Origin of the sequence: Synechococcus sp. WH 5701, assembly GCF_000153045.1 — a bacterium.
Classification (GTDB): Bacteria; Cyanobacteriota; Cyanobacteriia; order PCC-6307; family Cyanobiaceae; genus Regnicoccus_A; species Regnicoccus_A antarcticus.
The window spans coordinates 1039782-1062133 of record NZ_CH724160.1 but is presented as its reverse complement, the minus strand read 5'-3'; the positions used below and the strand labels follow the sequence as shown (position 1 = coordinate 1062133).

At 67.2% G+C, this 22352-nt stretch carries 29 protein-coding genes and 1 tRNA gene; 22 read left to right on the top strand and 8 right to left on the bottom strand.

All coding sequences use genetic code 11. From position 1 onward, the window contains the following. Positions 1–7 precede the first annotated feature (7 nt). Positions 8–682, bottom strand: a complete 675-nt coding sequence (gene petB / locus WH5701_RS15420; RefSeq protein ID WP_006173475.1) for a cytochrome b6 — start codon at positions 680–682, stop codon at positions 8–10. Between the two features lie 82 nt (positions 683–764). Between petB and ctpZ the strand changes: the two genes are divergently transcribed. From ctpZ to WH5701_RS15350, 14 genes are all read left to right on the top strand, one after another. Next, on the top strand, positions 765–2018 hold the full coding sequence (gene ctpZ / locus WH5701_RS15415; protein ID WP_198005214.1) for a carboxyl-terminal processing protease CtpZ: 1254 nt from the start codon (positions 765–767) through the stop codon (positions 2016–2018). Further along, entirely contained in the window at positions 2015–3286 is a 1272-nt protein-coding gene (locus WH5701_RS15410; RefSeq protein WP_006173471.1) for an HD domain-containing protein, read from the top strand. The genes ctpZ and WH5701_RS15410 overlap by 4 nt, the downstream gene beginning before the upstream one ends. Before the next feature lie 23 nt (positions 3287–3309). Beyond that, on the top strand, positions 3310–3993 hold the full coding sequence (gene minC, locus WH5701_RS15405; protein ID WP_006173469.1) for a septum site-determining protein MinC: 684 nt from the start codon (positions 3310–3312) through the stop codon (positions 3991–3993). Between the two features lie 198 nt (positions 3994–4191). Further along, entirely contained in the window at positions 4192–5025 is an 834-nt protein-coding gene (minD, locus tag WH5701_RS15400) for a septum site-determining protein MinD (RefSeq protein ID WP_006173466.1), read from the top strand. Positions 5026–5031: 6 nt separating this feature from the next. Continuing rightward, a complete protein-coding gene (gene minE / locus WH5701_RS15395) occupies positions 5032–5337 on the top strand; it encodes a cell division topological specificity factor MinE (RefSeq protein WP_006173464.1) in 306 nt (101 codons plus the stop codon). 79 nt (positions 5338–5416) lie between these two features. Continuing rightward, positions 5417–5617 (top strand): response regulator transcription factor, encoded by a 201-nt coding sequence (locus WH5701_RS15390; protein WP_006173462.1) that lies wholly within the window; start codon positions 5417–5419, stop codon positions 5615–5617. A gap of 12 nt (positions 5618–5629) precedes the next feature. Then, a tRNA-Thr gene (locus WH5701_RS15385) sits at positions 5630–5701 on the top strand. A gap of 46 nt (positions 5702–5747) precedes the next feature. Beyond that, positions 5748–6101, top strand: coding sequence for a cation:proton antiporter subunit C (locus tag WH5701_RS15380; protein ID WP_006173460.1), 354 nt, complete (start codon positions 5748–5750; stop codon positions 6099–6101). Next, positions 6098–7564, top strand: coding sequence for a proton-conducting transporter membrane subunit (locus WH5701_RS15375; RefSeq protein ID WP_006173458.1), 1467 nt, complete (start codon positions 6098–6100; stop codon positions 7562–7564). Before WH5701_RS15380 ends, WH5701_RS15375 begins: the two co-directional genes overlap by 4 nt. Beyond that, complete coding sequence (locus tag WH5701_RS15370; protein WP_006173456.1) at positions 7561–7983, top strand: Na+/H+ antiporter subunit E; 423 nt, start codon at positions 7561–7563, stop codon at positions 7981–7983. The genes WH5701_RS15375 and WH5701_RS15370 overlap by 4 nt, the downstream gene beginning before the upstream one ends. Further along, complete coding sequence (locus tag WH5701_RS15365) at positions 7983–8228, top strand: hypothetical protein (RefSeq protein WP_367279704.1); 246 nt, start codon at positions 7983–7985, stop codon at positions 8226–8228. Before WH5701_RS15370 ends, WH5701_RS15365 begins: the two co-directional genes overlap by 1 nt. Continuing rightward, the gene (locus WH5701_RS15360) at positions 8225–8536 is read left to right on the top strand and encodes a monovalent cation/H(+) antiporter subunit G (RefSeq protein ID WP_006173450.1); all 312 of its coding nucleotides are present in this window, start codon (positions 8225–8227) and stop codon (positions 8534–8536) included. Before WH5701_RS15365 ends, WH5701_RS15360 begins: the two co-directional genes overlap by 4 nt. Beyond that, a complete protein-coding gene (locus WH5701_RS15355; protein ID WP_006173448.1) occupies positions 8533–9069 on the top strand; it encodes a hydrogenase subunit MbhD domain-containing protein in 537 nt (178 codons plus the stop codon). The genes WH5701_RS15360 and WH5701_RS15355 overlap by 4 nt, the downstream gene beginning before the upstream one ends. Then, on the top strand, positions 9066–9728 hold the full coding sequence (locus tag WH5701_RS15350) for a Na(+)/H(+) antiporter subunit B (RefSeq protein WP_006173446.1): 663 nt from the start codon (positions 9066–9068) through the stop codon (positions 9726–9728). The genes WH5701_RS15355 and WH5701_RS15350 overlap by 4 nt, the downstream gene beginning before the upstream one ends. Before the next feature lie 14 nt (positions 9729–9742). Here the strand turns inward: WH5701_RS15350 and WH5701_RS17805 are convergent, their stop codons facing one another. From WH5701_RS17805 to WH5701_RS15330, 5 genes are all read right to left on the bottom strand, one after another. Then, positions 9743–9901 (bottom strand): hypothetical protein, encoded by a 159-nt coding sequence (locus tag WH5701_RS17805; RefSeq protein ID WP_006173444.1) that lies wholly within the window; start codon positions 9899–9901, stop codon positions 9743–9745. Positions 9902–9908: 7 nt separating this feature from the next. Then, on the bottom strand, positions 9909–10502 hold the full coding sequence (locus WH5701_RS15345) for an L-threonylcarbamoyladenylate synthase (RefSeq protein WP_037981734.1): 594 nt from the start codon (positions 10500–10502) through the stop codon (positions 9909–9911). 47 nt (positions 10503–10549) lie between these two features. Further along, positions 10550–11554, bottom strand: a complete 1005-nt coding sequence (gene prmC / locus WH5701_RS15340) for a peptide chain release factor N(5)-glutamine methyltransferase (protein ID WP_006173441.1) — start codon at positions 11552–11554, stop codon at positions 10550–10552. Between the two features lie 9 nt (positions 11555–11563). Next, a complete protein-coding gene (locus tag WH5701_RS15335) occupies positions 11564–12754 on the bottom strand; it encodes a DNA-processing protein DprA (protein ID WP_006173440.1) in 1191 nt (396 codons plus the stop codon). A 121-nt stretch (positions 12755–12875) separates the two neighbouring features. Then, a complete protein-coding gene (locus WH5701_RS15330; protein ID WP_037981199.1) occupies positions 12876–13328 on the bottom strand; it encodes an acyl-CoA thioesterase in 453 nt (150 codons plus the stop codon). Positions 13329–13399: 71 nt separating this feature from the next. Here WH5701_RS15330 and WH5701_RS15325 point away from each other — a divergent pair, with 71 nt between their 5' ends. Then, positions 13400–14248: a universal stress protein gene (locus WH5701_RS15325; RefSeq protein WP_006173433.1), complete on the top strand. Its 849-nt coding sequence runs from the start codon at positions 13400–13402 to the stop codon at positions 14246–14248. A 121-nt stretch (positions 14249–14369) separates the two neighbouring features. Here the strand turns inward: WH5701_RS15325 and psbM are convergent, their stop codons facing one another. Both psbM and WH5701_RS15315 read right to left on the bottom strand, forming a co-directional pair. Then, entirely contained in the window at positions 14370–14477 is a 108-nt protein-coding gene (psbM, locus tag WH5701_RS15320; protein WP_006173432.1) for a photosystem II reaction center protein PsbM, read from the bottom strand. A 42-nt stretch (positions 14478–14519) separates the two neighbouring features. Then, positions 14520–14993: a 2Fe-2S iron-sulfur cluster-binding protein gene (locus tag WH5701_RS15315; protein WP_006173430.1), complete on the bottom strand. Its 474-nt coding sequence runs from the start codon at positions 14991–14993 to the stop codon at positions 14520–14522. A gap of 236 nt (positions 14994–15229) precedes the next feature. On the opposite strand from WH5701_RS15315, the gene psbB reads away from it, so the two are divergent. From psbB to WH5701_RS15280, 7 genes are all read left to right on the top strand, one after another. Then, entirely contained in the window at positions 15230–16789 is a 1560-nt protein-coding gene (gene psbB / locus WH5701_RS15310) for a photosystem II chlorophyll-binding protein CP47 (RefSeq protein WP_006173428.1), read from the top strand. Between the two features lie 24 nt (positions 16790–16813). Further along, complete coding sequence (locus WH5701_RS15305; RefSeq protein ID WP_006042122.1) at positions 16814–16909, top strand: photosystem II reaction center protein T; 96 nt, start codon at positions 16814–16816, stop codon at positions 16907–16909. A 228-nt stretch (positions 16910–17137) separates the two neighbouring features. Next, positions 17138–17635, top strand: a complete 498-nt coding sequence (gene nrdR, locus WH5701_RS15300) for a transcriptional regulator NrdR (RefSeq protein ID WP_037981197.1) — start codon at positions 17138–17140, stop codon at positions 17633–17635. A gap of 104 nt (positions 17636–17739) precedes the next feature. Further along, positions 17740–18825 (top strand): 30S ribosomal protein S1, encoded by a 1086-nt coding sequence (locus WH5701_RS15295; protein ID WP_006173426.1) that lies wholly within the window; start codon positions 17740–17742, stop codon positions 18823–18825. Positions 18826–18857: 32 nt separating this feature from the next. Beyond that, on the top strand, positions 18858–19727 hold the full coding sequence (locus WH5701_RS15290) for an HAD family hydrolase (RefSeq protein WP_006173425.1): 870 nt from the start codon (positions 18858–18860) through the stop codon (positions 19725–19727). Next, positions 19702–20964 (top strand): methionine adenosyltransferase, encoded by a 1263-nt coding sequence (gene metK, locus WH5701_RS15285; protein WP_037981196.1) that lies wholly within the window; start codon positions 19702–19704, stop codon positions 20962–20964. Before WH5701_RS15290 ends, metK begins: the two co-directional genes overlap by 26 nt. 5 nt (positions 20965–20969) lie before the next feature. After that, positions 20970–22304 (top strand): FGGY-family carbohydrate kinase, encoded by a 1335-nt coding sequence (locus WH5701_RS15280; RefSeq protein WP_006173423.1) that lies wholly within the window; start codon positions 20970–20972, stop codon positions 22302–22304. Positions 22305–22352: the final 48 nt, after the last annotated feature.

The window sequence follows — 22352 nt, the reverse complement described above, 5'->3', positions numbered from 1 at the left end:
GATCAGATCACAAAGGACCGGAGATGCCCTGCTTGCGGATCATCAGGAAGTGCATGAGCATGAACACCGCCAGCAGCCAGGGCATCACGAAGGTATGCAGGCTGTAGAAGCGGGTGAGCGTGGCCTGACCGACGCTCTCACCACCACGCAGCAGCTCGACCATGAAATCGCCGACCACAGGAACTGCGGCGGGGACACCCGAAACGATCTTGACGGCCCAGTAACCGACCTGATCCCAGGGGAGGGAATATCCGGTGACGCCAAAGGAGACGGTGATGACGGCCATCACCACGCCGGTGACCCAGGTGAGCTCCCTGGGACGCTTGAAGCCGCCGGTGAGATACACGCGGAAGACGTGCAGAATCAGCATCAGCACCATCATGCTGGCGCTCCAGCGATGCACCGAGCGGATCAGCCAGCCGAAGCTGACGTCGGTCATCAGGTACTGAACCGAGGAATAGGCCTCAGCCACCGTGGGCTTGTAATAAAAGGTCATCGCGAATCCAGTGGCGAACTGGATCAGGAAGCACACCAGCGTGATGCCACCGAGGCAATAGAAGATGTTGACGTGGGGCGGCACGTACTTTGAGGAGATGTCGTCGGCAATCGCCTGGAGTTCCAGGCGCTCCTCGAACCAGTCGAAAACAGGAGACGACTTGGCGGCGGGAGACGAGTTCGCCATGCAGTGCTGGGTTGGGGTTGCGAGAGTCTACCGATACCCGCGCTTGGGCCGTGATTGCCGTCCTGTCTCCGGCTTGCCAGCGATGAGCCGGTCCAAGCCCCTCTCCAACGCGCTGATCTCTTGGCGAGGACGAGCCATGGCGCTGGCCCTGCTGCTCTGCGTTGGGCTGTGGCTGCAGCCCGGCCCGGCCCTGGCCCTCAACGATGCTCAGCAGCTGGTGGTCGAGGCCTGGCGGCTGGTGAACCAGAGCTATGTCGACCCCACACGTTTTGAAACCGTGCACTGGCGGCGCCTGCGCCAGAAGGCCCTGGAACAGCCGATCGAGACCAGCGCCCAGGCCTACGACGCCATCGCGGCCATGCTTGAGCCGATCGGCGATCCCTACACCCGTGTGCTTCGCCCAGCCGACTACAAAGCCCTGCGCGCCACAACGGAGGGAAGCGTCAGCGGCGTCGGCCTGCAGCTGAGCCTGGGAGAGGACGGGCAGGGGATCGTGGTGATTGCGCCGCTGGATGGGTCGCCGGCCGCCGAAGCCGGCATCAGCTCGGGCAGCGAGGTGCTGGAAGTGGAGGGAAAGCCGTGCCGCATCCTTGGACTGGAGGCCACGGCCGCGCGCCTGAGGGGTCCGGCTGGCACCAGCGTGCAGGTGCTCATCCAGCCGCCCACCCCCCGGGCTGAACCCAGACAAGTGCTGCTGAGGCGTGAGCGGGTGGACCTGCAACCGGTACGGTCCAGACTGCTCAAGCGCGAGGGTCACCGCCTGGGACTGCTGCGCATCACTCAGTTCAGCGAGCCGGTGCCCGCCGGGGTGCGTGAGGCTCTCCAGGGCTTCGACCAGGAGGGTGTGGAGGGGGTGATTCTCGATCTGCGCAACAACTCCGGCGGTCTTGTCGAGGCGGGAGTGGCGGTGGCCAATGCCTTCCTCGCCGCCCAGCCGATCGTGGAGACCATGAACCGCGACGGTCTGAGTGAGCGGCGGCAGGCCGCGGCCGGACAGCTGTACAGCGGCCCGATGGTCACGTTGGTGAATGGGGGCACTGCCAGCGCCAGCGAAATCCTGGCGGGCGCCCTCCAGGACGACGGCCGATCAGCTCTGCTGGGCAGCCGCACCTTCGGCAAGGGACTGATCCAGACACTGATCAACCTGGGGGACGGCAGCGGCCTGGCCGTGACCGTGGCCCGCTACAGGACTCCCAGCGGCCGTGACATCCAGAACCAGGGCATCGCACCTGACCGGCTGCTGCCCGAGCCGGAGCCCCTCAATCCAGGTGGGGCCGACGACCACTGGCTGCAGCTGGCCGCCGAGCAGCTGCTGCAGGAGCTCCCCACAGCATGAGCCTGCGCACCTATCACGATCCCCTGCACGGAGCGATCCGGCTGGAGCGAAGCCAACCGGCCGAAGGCCTGGCCATGGAGCTGATCGACACGGCCCCCTTCCAGCGCCTGCGCCGGATCCGCCAGCTGGGGCCGGCGTTCCTCACCTTCCATGGCGCTGAGTCGAGCCGCTTCACCCATTCCCTTGGGGTGCTGCATCTGGCCAGGCTTGCCTTGCACCAGCTGGAGCGCCAGGCCCCCGAGCTGGCACAGGATCAGGGGGTGCTCTACGCCGCGGCCCTGCTGCACGACGTGGGGCACGCCCCGCTCAGCCACTCCGGTGAGGAGATGTATGGGCTGCGCCACGAAACCTGGTCGGCCCGGCTGGTGCGGGAACACCCGGCCTTGCGTGAGGCTCTCGAGCGCCATGCCCCCGGCAGTGCCGATGCCGTGGCCGACCTGCTGGAGCGCGGTCATCACCGACAGCCGGCGCTGGCCTCCCTGGTGAGCGGCCAGCTCGACTGCGACCGGCTCGACTACCTGCTACGGGACAGCCACAGCACGGGCACCCGCTATGGCCAGCTCGATCTGGAGCGGATCCTGGGGGCCCTGACCGTGGCTCCTGACGGCAGCCTGGCGCTGCACCCGAAAGGACTGATGGCGGTGGAGCACTACCTGGTGGTGCGCAGCCTGATGTACCGCAGCCTCTACAACCACCGGCTCAATGTGGTCTGCAACTGGTTGCTGACCCGGACGATCCAGCTGGCCCGCCGCCTCGGGCCCGAAGGCGGAGTGGACGCCGATGCGGTGATGGCGAAGTGGCTGTGGCGCCCTGAGAGCCTCGATCTGGAGACCTACCTGGCCAACGACGACCTGCGCACGGGCTACCACCTGATGCGCTGGCGGGAGGCGGGGCCGGCTGATCTGCAGGAGCTCTGCGGACGCCTGCTGGACCGGCGCCTGCTCCGGGCCCGTGACGTCAGCCACCTGGATGCCGGTGGACGGCTGGAGTTGCTGGCCCTGGCCCAGAGGCTCAGCGAGGCCGCCGGACTGAAGCCCAGCCTGTGCTGCGCCCTGCAACAGCGTCAGAACCGCGGCTATGACCCCTACAAAGGTGGGTTGCGGCTTTGGGATGGGGAGTCGCTGGCGGCCCTGGAGGAACACTCCCCCCTGGTGGCCAGCCTGGTGAAGCCGATGGAGCTGGCCTGGTTGATCCACCCCCCCGAGGTGAGTGAACCCCTGCGGGAGCGGGCCCGTGCCCTGGGGAGCAGTCGCCGCGGCGCTGCCTAAGTTGGGCCCCTCCGCATGCGGCGATGGCTGCCGAGTTCGTGCCCGCCGCCCGCAGCGGCCTCCCCCACCAGTTGCTGCTGCCGGAGCCTGGTCCCGAGGCTGCCCCCCTGCCGGAGCAGCTGCAGCGGGGACTCGATGGTGTGATCGACAGCGGAGCGCTGCTGCTCCAGAGCGGCGACTGGCTGCTCACGGCGGCCGACCTGCGCGGACTTGAGCATCAGTTGGCCACCTACCAGCTCGAGCTGATGGGCGTGGAAGGTCGCCAGGCCCTCACCCTGGCGGCTGCGGCGGCCATCGGCCTCAGCACACGCCTGCAGAAGAGCACCGCCCCAGGGCCCGGTCCGGACTCCCGCAACAGCCCAGATCTGGTGATTCAGCGGGGCACCCTGCGCTCCGGCGACCACCTCCAGGTGGAGGGCACGGCACTGGTGCTTGGTGATGTCAACCCGGGCGCCCGGGTCAGCGCCGGCGGGCACGTGCTGGTGTGGGGCCGGCTGCGGGGTGTGGCCCATGCCGGCTGCCACGGTGATCCCAACGCCAGGATCGTGGCCCTGCAGCTGCGCCCCCTGCAGCTGCGCATCGCCGAGGTGATCGCCAGGGGGCCGGAGGATTCACCTCCGCAGGGCTTCTGCGAACAGGCCCGCCTGGTGGGGGGAGTGATTCGCATCGATCCCTCCGAGCCGAGCTGGCCCCCCTTCAGCGGTTGACCCCCCCCAGCCGCGCTGGCTGCAGATTCTCGGACTCCATCCCGTTTTTACAGCTTGAGACGCCGCTCCCCCTCACGGGGCTGAGCGATCAGATCAACCAGCGTCTCGACCCCGTCGTCGCCCATCACCCACAGGCGTTACTGGAAGCCGGGCTGCTCAACCATGGGCTGGCCAAAGATGGGGGCCATAATCTGGGGCATGTCTGGCAAACCCGTGACGAGCGCACAGAACCGCACAATTCTGATCTGTTCAGGCAAAGGTGGCGTCGGCAAAACCACGCTCACGGCCAATCTGGGCATCGCCCTGGCCAAGCAGGGGGCCAGAACCGCCGTGCTCGATGCCGATTTCGGCCTGCGCAACCTTGATCTGTTGCTGGGGCTTGAGAACCGGATCGTCTACACCGCCCAGGAGGTGCTCTCCGGCAGTTGCCGCCTGGAGCAGGCCCTGGTGAAGCACAAGCAGGAACCCAACCTCTCCCTTCTGCCGGCCGGCAATCCGCGCATGCTCGAGTGGCTCACGCCCGACGACATGAAGAAGATCGTGGGACTGCTGGCCGAGCAATTCGATTACGTGCTCATCGACTGTCCCGCCGGCATCGAGGAGGGGTTCAAGAATGCGGCCGCCGCCTCGCGTGAGGCGCTGGTGGTCACCACGCCCGAAGTGTCGGCCGTCCGCGATGCCGACCGGGTGATCGGGCTTCTCCAGACCCGCGACATCAAACCGATCCAGCTGGTGCTCAATCGGGTCAGGCCACGCATGATGGCCAACCAGGAGATGCTCTCGGTCAGCGACGTCACCGACATCCTGGCCCTGCCCCTGCTGGGCCTGGTGCTCGAGGACGAGCAGGTGATCGTGTCCACCAACCGGGGCGAGCCACTCACCCTCAACGGCAGCCGTTCACCGGCAGGCCAGGCCTACACCAACGTGGCCCGCCGCCTGCGCGGTGAAGAGGTCCCCCTGGCCGACCCCACCAAGGAGGGCCAGGGCCTGCGCGCCAAGCTGGGCCGCCTGATGCACACCAAAATCTTCTGAGCCGCGATGACCTTGCGCGATTTCATCGACAAGCTGCTCGGTCGTCAGCCCGCCAGTGCGGGCATGGCCCGCGAAAGGCTGCAACTGGTGCTGGCCCACGACCGCAGTGACCTCAATCCCGAATTACTCGAGCAGATGCGCCGGGAAATTCTCGAGGTGGTCTCGCGCTACGTGGAGATCGATCTTGAGGAAGGTGACGTGAGCCTTGAAACCGAGGACCGCGTCACAGCCCTGGTGGCCAACCTGCCAATCAAACGGGCCCGCCCCAAGCCACCGCCCCCCGGCGGTGATCCCTCCATGGCAACCGCCTGAGCCGGACCCGTGGCAACCGGCAAGGCTCAAAGGCGAAGCGGTTGGGAATCCTCAGAACCGAACCGTTGAGGGTGGGCCCATGCCCCTGGTGGAGCTGTCTCCCACGCCGGCCGAGCAACGGGTGCTGGGTTGGCTGGTGCGCGGCCTGAGCAACAAGGCGATCGCGGCGGAACTGGTGCTGAGCCCCAGGACCGTCGAGAGTCATGTGTCGAGCCTGCTGGCCAAGGCGGGCTGCAGCAATCGATCTCAGCTGCTGCTCTGGGCGCGGGGCGAGCGATAAGCTCAGCGCCGTGCCGGCTTAGCTCAGTGGTAGAGCAGCGCTTTTGTAAAGCGAAGGTCATCGGTTCAAATCCGTTAGCCGGCTTGCTTCCAGTTCCTCCATCTCCTTCCCCCCCCTCACCCCTGCGCTGTTGATCGAGGCCCTGGTGCTGGTGACGGTGCTGGCTGGGTTTCTGGGACTGCTCCTGCGCCGAAACCTCTTTCTCAAGGTGCTGGCACTGGATGTGATGAGCACCGGGGTGATCGGGTTCTTCGTGCTGCTGGCCGCCCGCAGCGGAGTGCGCACGCCGATTCTCGAAGCCAGCACAGGGGCAGCTTCATCCCCGGCAGCCGACTTTGCTGATCCGGTGCCCCAGGCGGTGATCCTCACGGCGATCGTGATCGGATTTTCTGTTCAGGCCCTGCTGCTGGTGGTGATCACCCACCTGGCCCGGCGGGAGCCCAGCCTGCAGATCGATGCCTTGGAGGAGGCTGCCGAAGGATGAGTGCCCTCATCATCGGCTGGTTGCTGCTGCCGTTCCTGCTGGCTTTCAGCGCCGCGCTGTGGCCGAAACTGGGCTGGTGGATGGCGCTGCTCTGCTGCACAGCCACGCTGGCCGCAGGCCTGATCCTGAGCCTTGATCCCGAGCCGATCCTGATCCAGCTGGTGGGGCCATCAGGCGTGTCGCTGCTGCTGGATGGTTTTGTCGCCCCTTTCCTGCTGCTCAATGCTCTGGTGAGCGCCGCGGTGCTGCTGGAGCGGGGCCAGAGCCACGACGACCCCAGCTTCTGCCTGCTGTTGATGGCCCTGCTTGGCTCGATCAATTCCGCCCTCGTCTGCCACGACCTGATCAGCCTCTATGTGGCCCTGGAGGTGGTGAGCCTGTGCGCCTTCCTGCTGATCGCCGACCGCCACAAGTTCCGCTCGCTCTGGATTGCCCTGCGTTACCTACTCGTGGGCAGCACAGCTCTGCTTTTCTTTCTGATCGGCTGTGCCCAGGTGCAGGCCAGCCATGGCTCCTTTGCCTTTGAGGGGGTCGCTGGCGCCACGACCGGCGCCCTGGCCCTGCTGCTGATCGGGCTGTTGACGAAGTCGGGGCTGTTCATCTCGGGGCTATGGCTGCCCCGCACCCATGCCGAGGCCCCGGCTGAGGTGTCGGCGCTGCTCTCGGGGGTGGTCATCACCGCTGGGGCGGCACCGCTCGTGAGGCTCTCCCAGGGGAGCCCGGAGCTGGCGTCGGTGGTGATCTGGCTGGGGCTGGCCAGCGCGGGCTTTGCCGTGGTCTTTGCCTTGCTGGAAACCGACGTCAAGCGTCTCCTGGCCTGGAGCACGGTCTCACAGATCGGCCTGGTGGTGATCTCCCCGGTGACGGCGGGCCTCTTCGCTCTGGGGCACGGCCTCGCCAAAGCCTGCCTGTTCCTGCTGACGCGCCGCTGTCCCAGCCGCAGGCTGGAGAGCTGGTCCGAGATGCCCCTGCCGTGGTCGGTGGCGCTGCCGATGCGGTTGGCGGCCCTCTCGATCGCCGGCTGTCCCCTGCTGGTGGGGTATCTGGCGAAGGAGCAGCTCCAACAGCGGCTTGGCCCTCTGCCGGTTCTGCTGGTCACGTTGTTCTCGGTGGGCACAGCCGCTGTGTACATGCGGCTGTGGGCCAGCCCGATCGTGAGGCCGAGCGAAGAACGCCCCCCTGCCGCCGCCCCGTTCCACTGGGGAGTGGCGCTGCTCTTGGCCGCCCTGGTGCTGGGGAATGGCCTGCCGTTCATGGCCAACGACAGCACGCTCTGGCTGAGCAGCTTCAAGGCGAGCTCGCTGCTGAAATCCCTGGGAGTGCTGCTGGCCGGCTGGGCGCTCCACAGGCTGATTCAGCCCTGGAGGTCGTCGATCAAGTTGCCGGATCTGGAACGCTTCGATGACCTGATCGGCGGCATGGGCATCATGGGGACCGCGCTGGTGGTGACACTCTCGTGTTGACGGGCCATAGCCTGAGACTGCGCCGTGCAGCCAGCTGGGGGCTGACCACCGGATTCCGGCTGGGCCTCTGGCTCCTGCTCACCGCCGATGTGGGGCGTTTCAACCTGATCGCGGGCCTGACCCTGGCGGTGGTGCTGCCCAGGGCCCGCTCGAGGCTGGCCAGCCCAGGGCTGCTGCTGCACTCCCTCTGGGCCGTGCTGCTCTCGATTCCTCAGGCCTACGCCGAAGCAGTGACGATGACCCTCAGGCCCCACAGGCTGGAGCGGTTCACCAGCTTGAAGGGCTCAGGCAGCCAGTCGTCGCTGGTGGTGTTCCTGGAGGTGTTCAGGATCACGCTCACGCCCCTCACCATTGCCCTGGGCCGGCGTCCCGACGGCAACTACCTGGTGCATGAGCTGGGTCGGGAGCAGCGGAAATGATGGTGCTCGTTTACGGGATGGTGCTGGCACTGCTGATGCCGGTGCTGGTGGTGCTGCGCAATCCCGATCTCTGGCACCGGCTCGCGGCCTTCGCCAGCATCTCCACCAAGGTTTCGATCCTGCTGCTGGTGTTCGATGTGGCCCGCGGCGACCGGATGATCGGTGTGGTGGGCGTGATCGTGCTGAGCGTGGGCAATGCGGGGGTGATGCTGCTGGCCAACCTGCTGCGGGAGATGGACCCATGACCATGCTCCCTGGGCTGCTGAGCGGACTGCTGCTGGCCAGCGGACTGGTGTTCTGGCTGATGGGAACGTGGCCTCTGCTGGGCCGCTCCAGCTACCTGGCCAAGCTTCATGGTCTGTCGGTGGCCGACACTCTCGGCTCGGCGCTGATCGTGCTCGGTCTGCTGGTGCTCCAGCCGGCGGAATGGCCCGTGTTGAGCCTTGCCCTGTTCTCCCTGGTGATCTGGAACACGTTGTTCGGCTACGTCCTCGGCTTTTGCTCCCGCCGCAGTACGGCACCACTCCTGGAGGGGGTTGAGCTGGCGCCATGAGCCCCCCCCTTGATCTGGGCAGAAACCTGGCCCAGCTGCTGCCGATCGCGGCTCTGCTGCCCCTGACCGCCATCCTGATGGTGCTGCAGCGGAATCCGTACCAGACCCTGGTGCTGCGGGGGATCCTGGGTGCGATAGCCACCCTGCTCTATGCCCTGCTGGGGGCCGCCGATGTGGCCCTCACCGAGGCGCTGGTGGGGACCTTGCTCTCCACCACGCTCTACGCCATTGCCCTTCGCTCGTCGATGGTGTTCCGGCTGGCCTTGCCTGAGGGAGAACCGCTGGGCAGTGAGCACCGGGCCCTGCTGGAGCCCTGGCTTCAGCAGGCCTTTCTCCGCCTCGAGGTGATCGACGATCCCAGGGGGGGGGCCTGCCATGGCCAGCTCGGGGGCGATGGCGAACTTCTGATCCGCTCGGGGCGACTGCTGGAGCAGTTGCTCAGCCTCGATGGGGCCAGGGCCTGGCGCCTGGCCGGCGGCACGATCGCCCCCCTCAGCCAAGTCGCCCCTGCCGGCGCAGGAGCCCAGCCGTGAGGACCCTGCTCTATGTGCTCACGGCTGGCCTGCTCTGCGGCCTGCCCCTGCTCGATCAGGCGATCACCCTGCCGAGCGCCACGTCCATCGTGGCGTCGATCACCAGGGATGCAGCTGTGCCCAATGTGGTCTCGGGGATCATTCTCAACACCCGGCTCTACGACACGGTGGGGGAGGTGGTTGTGTTCAGCCTCGCGGCGCTGGGGGTGAAGCTGCTGCTGAGCGGTGAAGCGCCTGCCCGCTCAATCCTGGCCATGGAGGATGCCCCATCCCTGGTGCTCTGCCAACTCGGGGCCACCGTCTGCGCCCTGGTGGCCGTGGAGCTGGCCCTGCGCGGACACCTCTCTCCCGGAGGGGGCTTTGGGGCGGGAGTGGCCGGAGGGACCGCCATCGGCCTGCTGGTGATCAGTGGCTCGGCCGAGCGCACGGCGGCGTTCTACAAGCGTTATCACGCTGGCACCTGGGAGAAGGTGGCGGTGATCATCTTCCTGATTCTGGCCCAGTGCAGCCTCTCGGGCCTGGCTCCGCCGGCAGGCACCTTCGGCAGCCTGGCCAGCGGAGGCTGGATTCCCCTGCTCAACATCCTGGTGGCCATCAAGGTGACCCTGGGCTCCTGGGCCATCCTTCAGTTATTCGTGCGTTACCGCGGCCTGCTGTAGGTCAGCGGCCCGGATCAGGTCCGGCGACCGGCCAGCATGAATCCAACCAGCACCAGCCCAGCCCAGCCCCAGCCGTGCAAACCGGCCGCCGGGGTTGCCCAGGTCAACCAGGGCTCGATCAAGGTGTTGGACAAACCGAGCGTGACCAACACGGCCAGCACAAGCCAGAGCATCGCGGCCTCAGTTGCAGAGAAGATCCAGGTCTGGCATCACAGCACCGGAGCGCAGCACTTGCCAGGTTCCGGCCAGGCTCCAGGCGAGCACCGTGCTGCCCTGTCCTGACGGGTGGGGCCAGGGCAACGGCGCCAGCCGTGGCACCTGGGGGAACATGGCTTCGGCCTGGGAGGCCGTAAGGCATGGAGGGTCGCCGGAGCGGTTAGCGCTGGTGGTGGCCAGGGGTCCGGTGCGGCGGAGCAGCTCGCGAGCCCGCTCGCAGGCGGGAATGCGCAGGCCAAGCCTGGCTTCGGCGGCCACCACGCCAGGCTGCAGAGCGGCCACCACCGCACCCCGTGCGGGCAGCACCAGGGTGAGAGCACCAGGCCAGCAGCGCTCTGCCAGCTCCAACCACTGGGGGCGCGGCGACAGCTCCAGCGCCGCGAACAGCGTCTCAGGCTCTGACCCCATCAGGATCAGTGGCTTGTTGCTCGGGCGCGACTTGAGCTCCCAGATCTGCCCGGCGGCTGCCGGTAGAGCCGCCAGGGCCGGCAGGGTGTCGGTGGGGAAAATCGCCGGACCGCCCGCGAGAATCCACTCGGCCAGGAGTGCTGCAGGCATGGCCTGAGCCCGGCCTGGTTGGGCTGGTGGCTGGGGGGATCGTTCCATCAAGCCAGCGGGGGCCTACTGGATTCTGGCCATGCTGGCCTGGACCCAGGCATGGGCCGCCGGGCCTGGGCAAAGCGCCAACGCCCCTCAAGGTCGCGATGGGAGGTCACCTCCACCAGGCCGCAGGCGAGAAGCAGCTCGGCCACGGCATGGCTCTGATCGTGGTGGTGCTCCAGCAGCAACCAGCCCCCGGGGGCAAGGGCCGCCCAGGCTCCGCTGGCCAGGGCCCGGATCGCTTCGAGTCCATCCGGGCCGCCATCGAGGGCCAGGTGCGGCTCATGCTCCCGCACCAGCGGCTCGAGCTCCACGAGAACCGCCGTGGGGATGTAGGGGGGATTGCTGACCACCAGGTCCAGACCACCCCAGTGGGGGCGCAGGGGCTCCCACCACTGGCCGAGGTGCAGCGTGACCCGATCGAGGAGACCGGCTTCCTCGAGATTGATCTCAGCCTGGGCCAGGGCCTGGGCGGAGCAGTCAACCGCCAGCCCCCTGGCCTTGGGCGCCGCCCGGGCCAGGGCCAGAGCCAGGCAGCCGGATCCGGTGCCGAGATCCGCCCAGGTCAGTGGCCTGTGGGCCGGAGCCGGCAAGGCCAGGGCCAGAGCGAGAGCCAGATCCGCCAGCACTTCGGTTTCCTGGCGTGGAATGAGAACGGCCGGGGACACCGCCAGGGAGAACTCCCGCCAGGGACACACCCCCACCAGATACTGAAGGGGGGTATGGCACTCGAGATGCTGCCGCCAGAGGACGGTGAGTTCGCCCAGCCCGGTGTGCAACTGCACGGGTGAAGCGGGATCGAGCCAGACCCGCTGCAGCTGGGTCCAGCGCAGCCCGGCGCCGAGGTCGAGCAGCCAGTCGAGGTCGGCAGCGCGGCCCCCTTCCCCCAGCCGCTGCCGGCGCCAGGCCAGCAGCTCGGAGCCCAGGATCAGCTCACCTGGGGCTGCAGGCGCTTGGCTGGCAGGAGCCAGCTGGGGCGCAGCACTGGGGAGGGGCCTGGAGGCAGCCATGGCCAAAACTTAGACAGGCGACCCTGAGGCAGGGCGCCAGCGAAGGCCCGGTTCCGCGCGCACACGGCCCGCCAGCTCCAGATGCAGCAACTGGGTGGCCAGCTCAGCCCCGGATCGGCCCAGGGCCTGCGCCAGCTGCTCCAGAGAGGCCCCTTGGCCCAGGGCGGCCAGCAGGGCCTGATCCGGCGCGCCAGTGGGTGTGGCTGGCGAGGGGCTGGCCGCCGTGGTGGTGGTGGCCTGAGGGCGGCCAAGGGGGCCTGCGCCCAGCTGGGCGATCAGATCCGAGGCCGCCAGCAGCGGACTCGCCCCCTGGGACAGCAGACGATTGCTGCCCAGGGCAGAGCACTTGCCGGCGTCGGCTGGAACGACCCAGAGCGGCAGCCCCTGGTCCCAGGCCAGGGCAGCGGAGTGGAGCGCCCCACTCGATTCGGGGCACTCCACCACCACAACCGCCTGGGCGAGGGCCACCTGGAGGCGATTGCGGGCGGCGAAATGGCCCCGCCGCACGGGAGTGCCCCGGGGGTGCTCGCTCACCAGCAGACCATGGCGGGCCACGGCCGATTGAAGGACCTGGTGATGGCGTGGATAGACACGATCGAGCGGGGTCCCGAGCACACCGATGGGGCGTCCGCCCCGTTCCAGGCATCCGCGATGCACTGCGGCGTCGATGCCCTCCGCCAGGCCACTGACCACGGGCCAGCCGGCCTCGGCCAGGGCGGCGCCCAGCGCTTCGGCCATGGCTCGCCCATGCGGCGAGGGCCGGCGGGTGCCGACCACCGCAATCGCCTGACGCCGCCGCAGGGGAGCCCAGAGGGATCCTCGACCAGCCCAGTGCAGGGCCAGTGGCGGCCGCTGCAGCTGATTCAGAGAGGCGGGACGGGCGGGGTCACCCGGCACGAGCACCCGCCGTGGTGCCTGGGCGGGCCAGCCTCCAGCTCCCAGCGGATCCTGGCCCCAGCTCTGGCGGTGAACCTCGATGCTGGCCAGCACGCCAGGTCCGAAACCGTTCAGGCAGGCCAGCTCGGCCCTGCTGGCCGTCCAGGCCGCCGCCAGCCCACCACAGGCGCGCTCCAGTTCGGCCAGGCGGCGCCAGCCCAGGCCTGGACAACTGCTCCAGAGCAACCACCACTGCCGCCGCTCAGCCCAGCACTGGCCAGGGCCAGGATCCAGGCCAAAGCTGAACTGGCTCAGACGATCCAATGACCCCGGAGATGAACCACTCGCTGAGCCCCCTGGAGTGGAGGCGGCTCCTGCCCAGGAGCGACACGCAAAGGACAGCGACACCAGCTCGCCCATGACCATGCCATTCAGTACAGATGTACTAGCACGCTTTGTCGGGTCCGTCGAGCAACCTCTGGAGCGCCTGCTCAAGCTCCGGCGGATAGCGGCGCACCAACTGAAGGCCCGCTCCCTGACGCCGTACCAGCGCCAGCTCCACCCTGGCTTCAGCCGCCAGCCGCTCGCCACTGAGCATGAAGCGGGTGATCCAGGGCAGCCGCAGGCCCCGGCGGGGCTGGGCCTGGCTGTGCAGCTCCACCAGCTCGCCATGGCCCACGGCCTGGTGATAGTCGATCCGCAGGGCCAGCACCGGCAGCTCCAGGCCCAGGGCCGACAGTGCTGCATAAGGGAGCCCCGCCGCTGCGAGGGCCTCCACCCGGGCCTCCTCCAGCCAGGCGAGGTAGGCGCCGTGCCACATCACACCCCCGTGATCGGTGTGCTGCGGCAGTACCCGGCACCGCAGCAGCCAGCAGCGGTGCCCCTTTTGCCACTCCATTACAGCCTCTCCCGCCACAGCTCGACCAGTCAGACGCAGGCCATAGGCTGCCGGAGAGCCGTGACAGCCCCGTGTTTCGCAATCTGCTGATCGCCGATTCCGGCAAGGGCCACGTCGAAGAGATGGTGCGCATGCTGCGCGAACTCCCGGCCTTTCGCCAGGCCAGGATCAACCTGCTGCACGTGGTTCCGGAGCAGGCGGGCGATGATTTTCAGGAGCACTGGCAGAAGGCTGCCGGCATCGTGGCCGATGCCATCCAGCGGCTTGGCCTTGATCCCGCTGATGTGAACGCCATCATCCGCCAGGGCGACACCAAGCAGACTGTGCTCAAGGTGGCCGACGAGCTTGATGCCGATCTGATCCTGATGGGGTCGAGGGGGCTGGGGCGGCTGCAGTCAATCCTGGCCAACAGCTCCAGCCAGTACGTCTTCCAGCTCTCGACGCGGCCGATGCTGTTGGTGCGCGACGACCTCTACGTGCGCCACGTGAACCGGGTGATGGTGACCCTCGACGGCACAGGCGTGGGCGACGATGCCCTCAGGATCGCCTGCGAACTGGTGCGGGAAATTCCCGGAGGCACCCTCACAGGCGTACACATCTCCCGCCAGGACATTCAACCCAGCCGAGGGGGCAAGACCCCGGCCGACCTGGTGATCGACAAAGCGGTTCAGCGGGCCCGCGCCCTTGGCGTTGAGCTCAAGGGCGTCCATGGCACCGGCGACGTGGGCCGCGGAGTCTGTGCCATGGCCGAAGAGCTCAAGGCCGACCTGCTGGTGATCGCTTCCCAGGACCGCAGGCCTCTGGTGGCCAAGAGCCTGGTCGACATCGACCGACTGCTGGGCAGCTCCGTGAGCGATTACATCCGCGTGCATGCACCGGCACCGGTGCTGCTGGTGCGGGAGCCCGAATCGGGCCGCTGAGCCCAGCAAGGCCTCTTCATAACAATGCCGCCGTCAGCCGTGAATCACGACTAACGGCGGCTGCACATGCTGAGGCGCAGGCCGGTTCACGGGGGTGCCAGAAAGCACTCCCAACACCTGATTAGCCTTGCTCGCGGCTGCTGGTCTGGATGTAGAGAACGATCAGGAAGACGGCCGGCACCAGCACGAACATGAGGCTGGCCACAAAACCCAGATCATTGGTTTCCATGGGAGCTCTAGGGAGGGTTGTGAATGGCGTGGGGCGACCGTATCACCCACCAATGGAGCCTTCCTCCGCCGCTTCACCGGCCGTAGCGGTTGACTCCAGGTCTGCAGGTTCAGCCTCAGAGGGCTCCTCCGCGGCCGGCCAGGCCGTGGGCCCGGCCCCCAGGGGCTCCGCCCGGGCCGCCGCCAGCAGAGCCTCGCGATCGGCGAGGCCCGCCTGGGGCCTGGTGAGCACCACCAGCGAGCGCTGCACCAGGGCCTGACAGGCCAGCCGCCAGCCGTCTGGCCGTCGGCGCAGCTTGCGGTCCTCCACGGCGGTGCGTGGGGTCAGCGCGCCCGGCGATGCTTCAGCCACCACATCGACGAAGCAGGTGATGCACTGACCGCAGCCACCACAATTGCCGAGCTGCCCTTTGAGCCCATACAGCTCCAACCCCTCACGCAGGGCCACCTCCCGCAGGTTTTCGCCGGGGTAGCACTCAACATCACGGCCCTCACGGACGAAGCGGATCACGGGCATCAGGATCAGACGCGGAAGCCCCCATTCTGAGGCTTGCAAGTTGAGTTTTGTAAACAGCTGTCGGGGCAAACCGCCGGATACCGCGTCACGGCTCGTTTCAGCTCCCCGGCAACGCTGCCGAAGGCCAGGGGAACCCCTTACGATCCCCAACACGGAACGATCCTTTTGATCGTCCGCTGTCTGTGCTGACGTCATGTCCTCACAGGCAGCTGTTAGTTACCCCGGACCTGACCCCCATGGGATTGCCCTGGTATCGGGTGCACACGGTCGTGATCAACGACCCGGGCCGCTTGCTGGCCGTGCACCTCATGCACACCGCTTTGGTCGCCGGCTGGGCCGGCTCCATGGCGCTCTATGAGCTCGCCATTTTTGATCCATCCGACCCGGTGCTCAACCCGATGTGGCGCCAGGGCATGTTCGTCATGCCGTTCATGGCCCGCCTGGGTGTGACCGGCAGCTGGAGCGGCTGGAGCATCACCGGAGAAACGGGAGTCGACCCTGGCTTCTGGAGTTTCGAAGGCGTAGCCGCCGCCCACATCATTTTCAGTGGCCTGCTTTTCCTGGCCGCCATCTGGCACTGGACCTACTGGGATCTGGAGATCTGGCAGGACCCCCGCACGGGTGAACCCGCCCTTGATCTGCCCAAGATCTTCGGCATCCACCTTCTGCTCGCCGGCCTCGGCTGCTTCGGTTTCGGCGCGTTCCACCTCACCGGTGTCTTCGGTCCGGGGATGTGGGTCTCCGACCCCTACGGCCTCACGGGACACCTCGAGAAAGTTCAGCCCTCCTGGGGGCCTGAAGGCTTCAACCCCTTCAACCCGGGCGGGATCGTGGCCCACCACATCGCCGCCGGCATCGTGGGCATCATCGCCGGCATCTTCCACATCACCACCCGCCCACCCGAGCGCCTCTACAAGGCTCTGAGGATGGGGAACATCGAAACGGTGCTGGCCAGCGCCATCGCTGCCGTGTTCTTTGCGGCCTTCATCGTGGCCGGAACCATGTGGTACGGCTCGGCGGCCACACCGGTCGAGCTCTTCGGTCCAACCCGTTACCAGTGGGATCAGGGCTACTTCCGCACGGAGATCAACCGCCGGGTCCAGACGGCCCTGGAGAACGGCGCCAGTGCCGAAGAGGCCTATGGCGCCATTCCCGAGAAACTGGCCTTCTTCGACTACGTCGGCAATAGCCCAGCCAAGGGCGGTCTGTTCCGCGTCGGTCCGATGGTCAACGGCGACGGTCTGCCCACCAGCTGGCTGGGTCACATCAGCTTCACCGACAAGGACGGACGCAACCTCCAGGTTCGCCGCCTGCCCAACTTCTTCGAGAACTTCCCTGTAGTTCTCGAAGACGACCAGGGCATCGTCAGGGCTGACATTCCCTTCCGGCGCGCCGAAGCCCGCTACTCCTTTGAGCAGACCGGCGTGACGGCCACCATCTACGGCGGTGCTCTCAACGGCCAGACCTACACCGATCCTGCTGCCGTGAAGAAGCTGGCCCGCAAGGCCCAGCTGGGTGAAGCGTTCGAATTCGACCGCGAGACCTACCACTCAGATGGCACCTTCCGCAGCTCACCCCGCGGCTGGTTCACCTTCGGTCACGCCACTTTCGCCCTGCTCTTCTTCTTCGGGCACATCTGGCACGGCGCCCGCACCCTGTACCGGGATGTGTTCGCCGGCATCGACCCCGACCTAGGTGAGCAGGTGGAATTCGGCCTCTTCCAAAAACTGGGAGACCGCAGCACCCGCCGTCTTCCCGAGGGTTACATCCCACCGGCTGGCACCAAGCTCAGCTGATCGCCCCCATTCAGGAGATTCTCGATGGAGAGCTTCGCTTACATCCTCATCCTCACCCTGGCGATCGCCACCCTCTTCTTCGCGATCGCCTTCCGCGATCCCCCGAAGATCGGCAAGTGAGATTCAAGTCCTTTTGAGGCCTTGGACACATGACGCCCCCGCCCCGGCGGGGGCTTTTTCATGCGGGAAGCGATCACAACCCATCAGCATCACGCCCGGCCCACCGAAAAAGTTGCTGCAGGGGATACCGCAGCGGTGGCGCCGGCACAGTCTTGAGCACTCCTCACTTCTCAATCGAACCTCTACTGACTACACTTCCACTAACCAAACCGCGTGGGTCGCCAAGGGATGCAATGTCCCTCCTGCCAACACACCGATAGCCGGGTGCTGGAATCCCGATCCGCGGATGCAGGCCGCAGTGTGCGCCGACGGCGTGAGTGCCTCCACTGCGACTATCGCTTCACCACCTATGAACGGGTGGAAACCGTGCCGATCACAGTGGTCAAGCGCACCGGCACCCGAGAGATCTTCAGCCGCAGCAAACTGCTGCATGGTCTGGTGAGGGCCTGCGAAAAAACCGGTCTGGAGCCAGCACGGCTGGAATCCGTGGTCGACGACATCGAGTTGCAACTGCAGCAGCAGCGCCATGGCCGCGAGGTGAGCAGCGCTGAGATCGGGGAACTGGTTTTGCAGCAGCTCAGCGAGATCAGCGAGGTGGCCTACGTGCGCTTCGCGTCGGTCTACAGGCAGTTTCAGGGCATCAGCGACTTCGTCGCCACCCTCGAGGGTCTCAGCCGGCGCCCCTCCCGTCAGCACCCCGATGGTGCTCTGGCCGCCGCGCGCTGAGCTCCAGCGGAGGGTGGATTTGTATGATCATGGATCGCATGCGTCTGTCGGCGGGCAGGCACGCGTATCCCTTCCTTCTGCCCTGAGCAGACCGCCAGCCTTCCATGACCGTGACCCCTTCCGAGATCAGCAGCACCGAGGCCGAACTGGATCCGACGGGCGTAGGCCCGATCGATCTGGATCCGACGAGCGAGACCTCGGCTGACCTGAACCTCGACATTCCGGAAGAGGTCCCCACAGCCGACGATCCCAGCAGCCGTGCCGTCAGCCGCGACACCGACGGTGCCGGCTTCACGCTGGAAGAGTTCGCCTCCCTGCTCAGCAAGTACGACTACAACTTCAAGCCCGGCGACGTGGTGAACGGCACCGTGTTCGCCATGGAGCCCAAGGGCGCCATGATCGACATCGGCGCCAAGACCGCCGCCTTCATGCCCCTCCAGGAGGTCTCGATCAACCGGGTCGAGGCCCTCAGCGACGTGCTGCAGCCGGGCGAGATCCGTGAGTTCTTCATCATGAGTGAGGAGAACGAGGACGGCCAGCTTTCGCTCTCAATCCGACGCATCGAGTACCAGCGGGCCTGGGAACGGGTGCGCCAGCTCCAGAAGGAAGACGCCACCATCTACAGCGAAGTGTTCGCCACCAACCGCGGCGGCGCCCTGGTGCGGGTTGAAGGCCTGCGCGGCTTCATCCCCGGCAGCCACATCAGCACGCGCAAGCCCAAGGAAGATCTCGTCGCCGATTTCCTCCCGCTCAAGTTCCTGGAGGTGGATGAGGAGCGCAACCGCCTGGTGCTCAGCCATCGCCGCGCCCTGGTGGAGCGCAAGATGAACCGCCTGGAGGTGGGCGAAGTGGTGATCGGCACCGTGCGGGGCATCAAGCCCTACGGCGCCTTCATCGACATCGGCGGGGTCAGCGGACTGCTGCACATCTCCGAGATCAGCCACGAGCACATCGAGACCCCGCACACGGTGCTCAACGTCAACGATCAGATGAAGGTGATGATCATCGACCTCGACGCCGAGCGGGGCCGCATCTCCCTCTCCACCAAGGCTCTCGAGCCGGAACCCGGCGACATGCTCACCGATCCCCAGAAGGTGTTCGACAAGGCCGAGGAAATGGCCGCCCGCTACAAGCAGATGCTGCTGGAGCAGGCCGAGGAGAACGAGCCGATGGGCGTCACCCTCGACTGAGCGCCATAGCCTGGGGCCCCTGCACCGATCCGATGGTTGAACTGCTCCTGCGTGGTCAACCCCTCGGATCGGTTGAAGCCATCCTCTTCGACAAGGACGGCACTCTCAGCCTGAGTGAACCAGGCCTGCTGGCCCTGAGCCGCGCCCGTCTCCAGGCTTGCCTGGAGCATGTGCCGGAAGCCAACCGCCCCCAGTTCCAGAGCCTGCTCGAGCGGGCCTATGGCCTGCTGGGCGATCAACTCCACCCGGCAGGCACCACCGCAGTGGCCAGCCGCAGTCACAATCTGATCTCCACCGCCACTGCCTTCTGTCAGGTGGGTCTGGGTTGGCCAGATGCCCTGGCCCACAGCGAAGCCGTGTTCGCCGACATCGATCGCGAGCATATCCAGGGCCACGGAGCCCGTCCGGGCGAGGCGTACCTGGCTCCACTCACCGAGGGTGTGAAGCCCCTGCTGCTGGAGCTGCACCGCTCGGGAGTGCTGCTGGCGGTGATCAGCAACGACGACAGCGAGGGAATCCACCGGTTCCTTGGCGGCCACGGGCTCTCTGAGCTGTTTCAGGAGATCTGGAGCGCCGAGATGCGGCCGGCCAAACCAGACCCTGCGGCCGTTCACGGACTCTGCTCCAGGCTTGGTGTCAGCACCTCCAACTGTGCCCTGATCGGGGATGCCAGCAGTGATCTGCGCATGGCCGAGCGGGCAGGGGTGGCCCTGGCCCTGGGCTACAGCGCCGGCTGGACCAGCAGGCCGCCTCTGCCGGAGCATCTGCCCCGCCTTGATCACTGGCGCGAGCTGCAGTTGGCCCGTTCCTCCGGGATGAACCCATCACCAGAGCCAGGCGATAAGCTCAGCCATCCTGAGGTCGGTGCAAGCCGGGATGAGCCGCTACGTCTTCACATCTGAATCGGTCACCGAGGGCCATCCGGACAAGATCTGTGATCAGATCAGCGATGCCGTTCTCGATGCACTTCTGAGCGCCGATCCCGCCAGCCGTGTGGCCTGCGAAACCGTCGTCAACACCGGCCTCTGCCTGGTCACCGGCGAGGTAAGCACCACGGCCCGCGTCGACATCACCAGCCTGGTGCGGTCCGTGATCGAAACGATCGGCTACACCGGCGCCAAAGCCGGTGGCTTCGATGCCAACAGCTGTGCGGTGCTCACCGCCCTCGACCAGCAGTCGCCCGACATCGCTCAGGGGGTCAATGAGGCGGATGACCACGACGGCGACCCCCTCGACCTGGTGGGAGCCGGCGATCAAGGCATCATGTTCGGCTTCGCCTGCGACGAAACCCCGGAGCTGATGCCCCTGCCGATCAGCCTGGCCCACCGCCTGGCCCGCCGGCTGGCCCAGGTGCGGCACGACAACACCCTTCCCTACCTGCTCCCGGATGGGAAAACCCAGGTCAGTGTGGTCTATGAGAACGATCGGCCGGTGGCGATCGACACCCTGCTGATCTCCACCCAGCACCTGGCCGAGATCGATGGAATCAGTGATGAGGAAGGCCTGCGCCAGCGCATCGCCGATGACCTCTGGACCCATGTGGTGATCCCGGCTACGGCCGGTCTGCCCCTGCAACCCGAGCGCGCGGCGGTGCGTTTTCTGGTCAATCCCACCGGCAAGTTCGTGGTGGGCGGCCCCCAGGGTGATGCGGGCCTGACGGGCCGCAAGATCATCGTCGACACCTATGGCGGAACGGCGCGCCATGGCGGCGGGGCCTTCTCCGGCAAGGATCCCACCAAGGTCGACCGTTCAGCGGCCTACGCCGCCCGCCACGTGGCCAAGAGCCTGGTGGCGGCTGGCCTGGCCCGGCGGGTGGAGGTGCAGCTCAGCTATGCGATCGGGGTGGCCAAGCCCGTGAGCATCCTGGTGCAGAGCTCCGGCACCGGCAAGATCAGCGACGACGACCTCACAGCCCTGGTGCAGGAGCACTTCGACCTGCGACCTGGCGCGATCATCGAGACCTTCGGCCTGCGCGATCTCCCCCGCCAGCGGGGCGGTCGTTTCTACCAGGACGTGGCCGCCTACGGCCATTTCGGCCGGCCCGACCTGAACCTCCCCTGGGAGGACGTGAGCGAGGCGGCCGCCAGGCTGCAGCAGGCCACGGCCGATCGGGTCCCCGTGGGCCAGCCAGCCGCCTGAACACCGTGCCCAGTCGCCGTGGCGGCGCCGAGATCTGCCCCCTGGCAATGGGAGTCGATCTGGGCAGCAGCGGCATCCGCCTTGCGGTGATCGATGCACAAGGGCAGGTGCTAGCCGAGCGGGCCACGGCCTACCTCGGCAGCTTCGACGATCCAGCCGGCTGGCAGCAGGGTCTGATCGCACTGGTGCAGGGTCTTCCCGCTCAGCTCAGGCATCAGTTGGGCGCCATCAGCCTCGATGGCACCTCCGGCACCCTGCTGGCCTGCCGCTCAGACGGGACACCCCTGGGGCCCGCCCTGGCCTACAGCCTGGCCTGCCCCGAGCAGGCAGAGGCCCTCTCGGCACTGGTGCCTGCCGGTTGCGCCGCCGCCAGTGTCAGCGGCAGCCTGGCCAGGGCCCTGCGCTTGCTGGGCCCGCTCGCGCGGGAGAGGGTAGGGGCCTGGTCAGCCACTGATCTGCTCCTGCGCCATCAGGCCGACTGGCTGATGGGCTGGCTGCTGGGTGACTGGCGCTGGGGAGAGGAAGGCAACAACCTGCGCCTGGGCTGGGATCTCAGACAACAACACTGGAGCGGAGAGCTGAAGCGGCAAGCGTGGGCGGCAGCGTTGCCCGAGGTGGTCTCCAGCGGCACAGCACTGGGGCCGCTGGCTCCAGGCTCTGCCGCTGCGCTGGGGCTGCCAGGCTCCTGCCTGGTGGTGGCCGGCAGCACCGATGCCAACGCCGCCGTACTGGCTGCCGATCCAGCCCCCGGAGACGGAGTCACGGTGCTGGGCACCACCCTGGTGCTCAAGCAGTTCGTGACGGAGCCGATGGCAGCCCCAGGGCTGAGCTGCCATCGGCTGGGAGGGCGCTGGCTGGTGGGCGGAGCCTCCAACGCCGGTGGGGGAGTGCTGCGTCAGTTCTTCAACGATGCCGAACTGGAACGACTCAGCCGTCAGATCGATCCCTCCAGACCCAGTGGGCTGTACTACCGGCCGCTGCCATCGAGGGGGGAGCGCTTCCCCGTCGACGACCCGGATCTGCTGCCGATCCTGGAGCCACGGCCGGTGAGCGATGTGCTCTTCCTTCAGGGGCTGCTGGAAGGGCTGGCCCGGATCGAAGCCCAGGGATGGGCACGCCTGCGCCAGCTGGGTGCACCGCCGCTGCGGCGGGTGATCAGCCTGGGGGGCGGGGCCCGCAATCCCCAGTGGCGGCAGTTACGACAACTGGCGATCGGCCTGCCGGTGCTCAGCCGTCCAGGCCTGGCACCGGCCTTGGGCATGGCAAGGCTGGCCCTCAGCGCCCTGACGACGGCTGCACCGAAGATGGAGGAGCCTGCACCACCACCTGAGATCCCATGAACGAACGCCTGCGAACCGTGATCTCGATGGCCCTGTTCGTGATCCTGG

What these genes read in the sequence shown, in the direction of transcription:
- nrdR (WP_037981197.1), top strand. Translation starts at nt 17,138, where the DNA reads ATGCAATGTCCCTCCTGCCAACACACCGATAGCCGGGTGCTGGAATCC.
- WH5701_RS15295 (WP_006173426.1), top strand. Translation starts at nt 17,740, where the DNA reads ATGACCGTGACCCCTTCCGAGATCAGCAGCACCGAGGCCGAACTGGAT.
- WH5701_RS17805 (WP_006173444.1), bottom strand. Translation starts at nt 9,901, where the DNA reads ATGCTCTGGCTTGTGCTGGCCGTGTTGGTCACGCTCGGTTTGTCCAAC.
- prmC (WP_006173441.1), bottom strand. Translation starts at nt 11,554, where the DNA reads ATGGCTGCCTCCAGGCCCCTCCCCAGTGCTGCGCCCCAGCTGGCTCCT.
- WH5701_RS15410 (WP_006173471.1), top strand. Translation starts at nt 2,015, where the DNA reads ATGAGCCTGCGCACCTATCACGATCCCCTGCACGGAGCGATCCGGCTG.
- minE (WP_006173464.1), top strand. Translation starts at nt 5,032, where the DNA reads ATGACCTTGCGCGATTTCATCGACAAGCTGCTCGGTCGTCAGCCCGCC.
- WH5701_RS15390 (WP_006173462.1), top strand. Translation starts at nt 5,417, where the DNA reads ATGCCCCTGGTGGAGCTGTCTCCCACGCCGGCCGAGCAACGGGTGCTG.
- WH5701_RS15290 (WP_006173425.1), top strand. Translation starts at nt 18,858, where the DNA reads ATGGTTGAACTGCTCCTGCGTGGTCAACCCCTCGGATCGGTTGAAGCC.
- psbB (WP_006173428.1), top strand. Translation starts at nt 15,230, where the DNA reads ATGGGATTGCCCTGGTATCGGGTGCACACGGTCGTGATCAACGACCCG.
- ctpZ (WP_198005214.1), top strand. Translation starts at nt 765, where the DNA reads ATGAGCCGGTCCAAGCCCCTCTCCAACGCGCTGATCTCTTGGCGAGGA.
- WH5701_RS15365 (WP_367279704.1), top strand. Translation starts at nt 7,983, where the DNA reads ATGGTGCTCGTTTACGGGATGGTGCTGGCACTGCTGATGCCGGTGCTG.
- WH5701_RS15375 (WP_006173458.1), top strand. Translation starts at nt 6,098, where the DNA reads ATGAGTGCCCTCATCATCGGCTGGTTGCTGCTGCCGTTCCTGCTGGCT.
- psbM (WP_006173432.1), bottom strand. Translation starts at nt 14,477, where the DNA reads ATGGAAACCAATGATCTGGGTTTTGTGGCCAGCCTCATGTTCGTGCTG.
- WH5701_RS15360 (WP_006173450.1), top strand. Translation starts at nt 8,225, where the DNA reads ATGACCATGCTCCCTGGGCTGCTGAGCGGACTGCTGCTGGCCAGCGGA.
- petB (WP_006173475.1), bottom strand. Translation starts at nt 682, where the DNA reads ATGGCGAACTCGTCTCCCGCCGCCAAGTCGTCTCCTGTTTTCGACTGG.
- WH5701_RS15345 (WP_037981734.1), bottom strand. Translation starts at nt 10,502, where the DNA reads ATGCCTGCAGCACTCCTGGCCGAGTGGATTCTCGCGGGCGGTCCGGCG.
- minC (WP_006173469.1), top strand. Translation starts at nt 3,310, where the DNA reads ATGGCTGCCGAGTTCGTGCCCGCCGCCCGCAGCGGCCTCCCCCACCAG.
- WH5701_RS15330 (WP_037981199.1), bottom strand. Translation starts at nt 13,328, where the DNA reads ATGGAGTGGCAAAAGGGGCACCGCTGCTGGCTGCTGCGGTGCCGGGTA.
- WH5701_RS15355 (WP_006173448.1), top strand. Translation starts at nt 8,533, where the DNA reads ATGAGCCCCCCCCTTGATCTGGGCAGAAACCTGGCCCAGCTGCTGCCG.
- WH5701_RS15305 (WP_006042122.1), top strand. Translation starts at nt 16,814, where the DNA reads ATGGAGAGCTTCGCTTACATCCTCATCCTCACCCTGGCGATCGCCACC.
- minD (WP_006173466.1), top strand. Translation starts at nt 4,192, where the DNA reads ATGTCTGGCAAACCCGTGACGAGCGCACAGAACCGCACAATTCTGATC.
- WH5701_RS15315 (WP_006173430.1), bottom strand. Translation starts at nt 14,993, where the DNA reads ATGCCCGTGATCCGCTTCGTCCGTGAGGGCCGTGATGTTGAGTGCTAC.
- metK (WP_037981196.1), top strand. Translation starts at nt 19,702, where the DNA reads ATGAGCCGCTACGTCTTCACATCTGAATCGGTCACCGAGGGCCATCCG.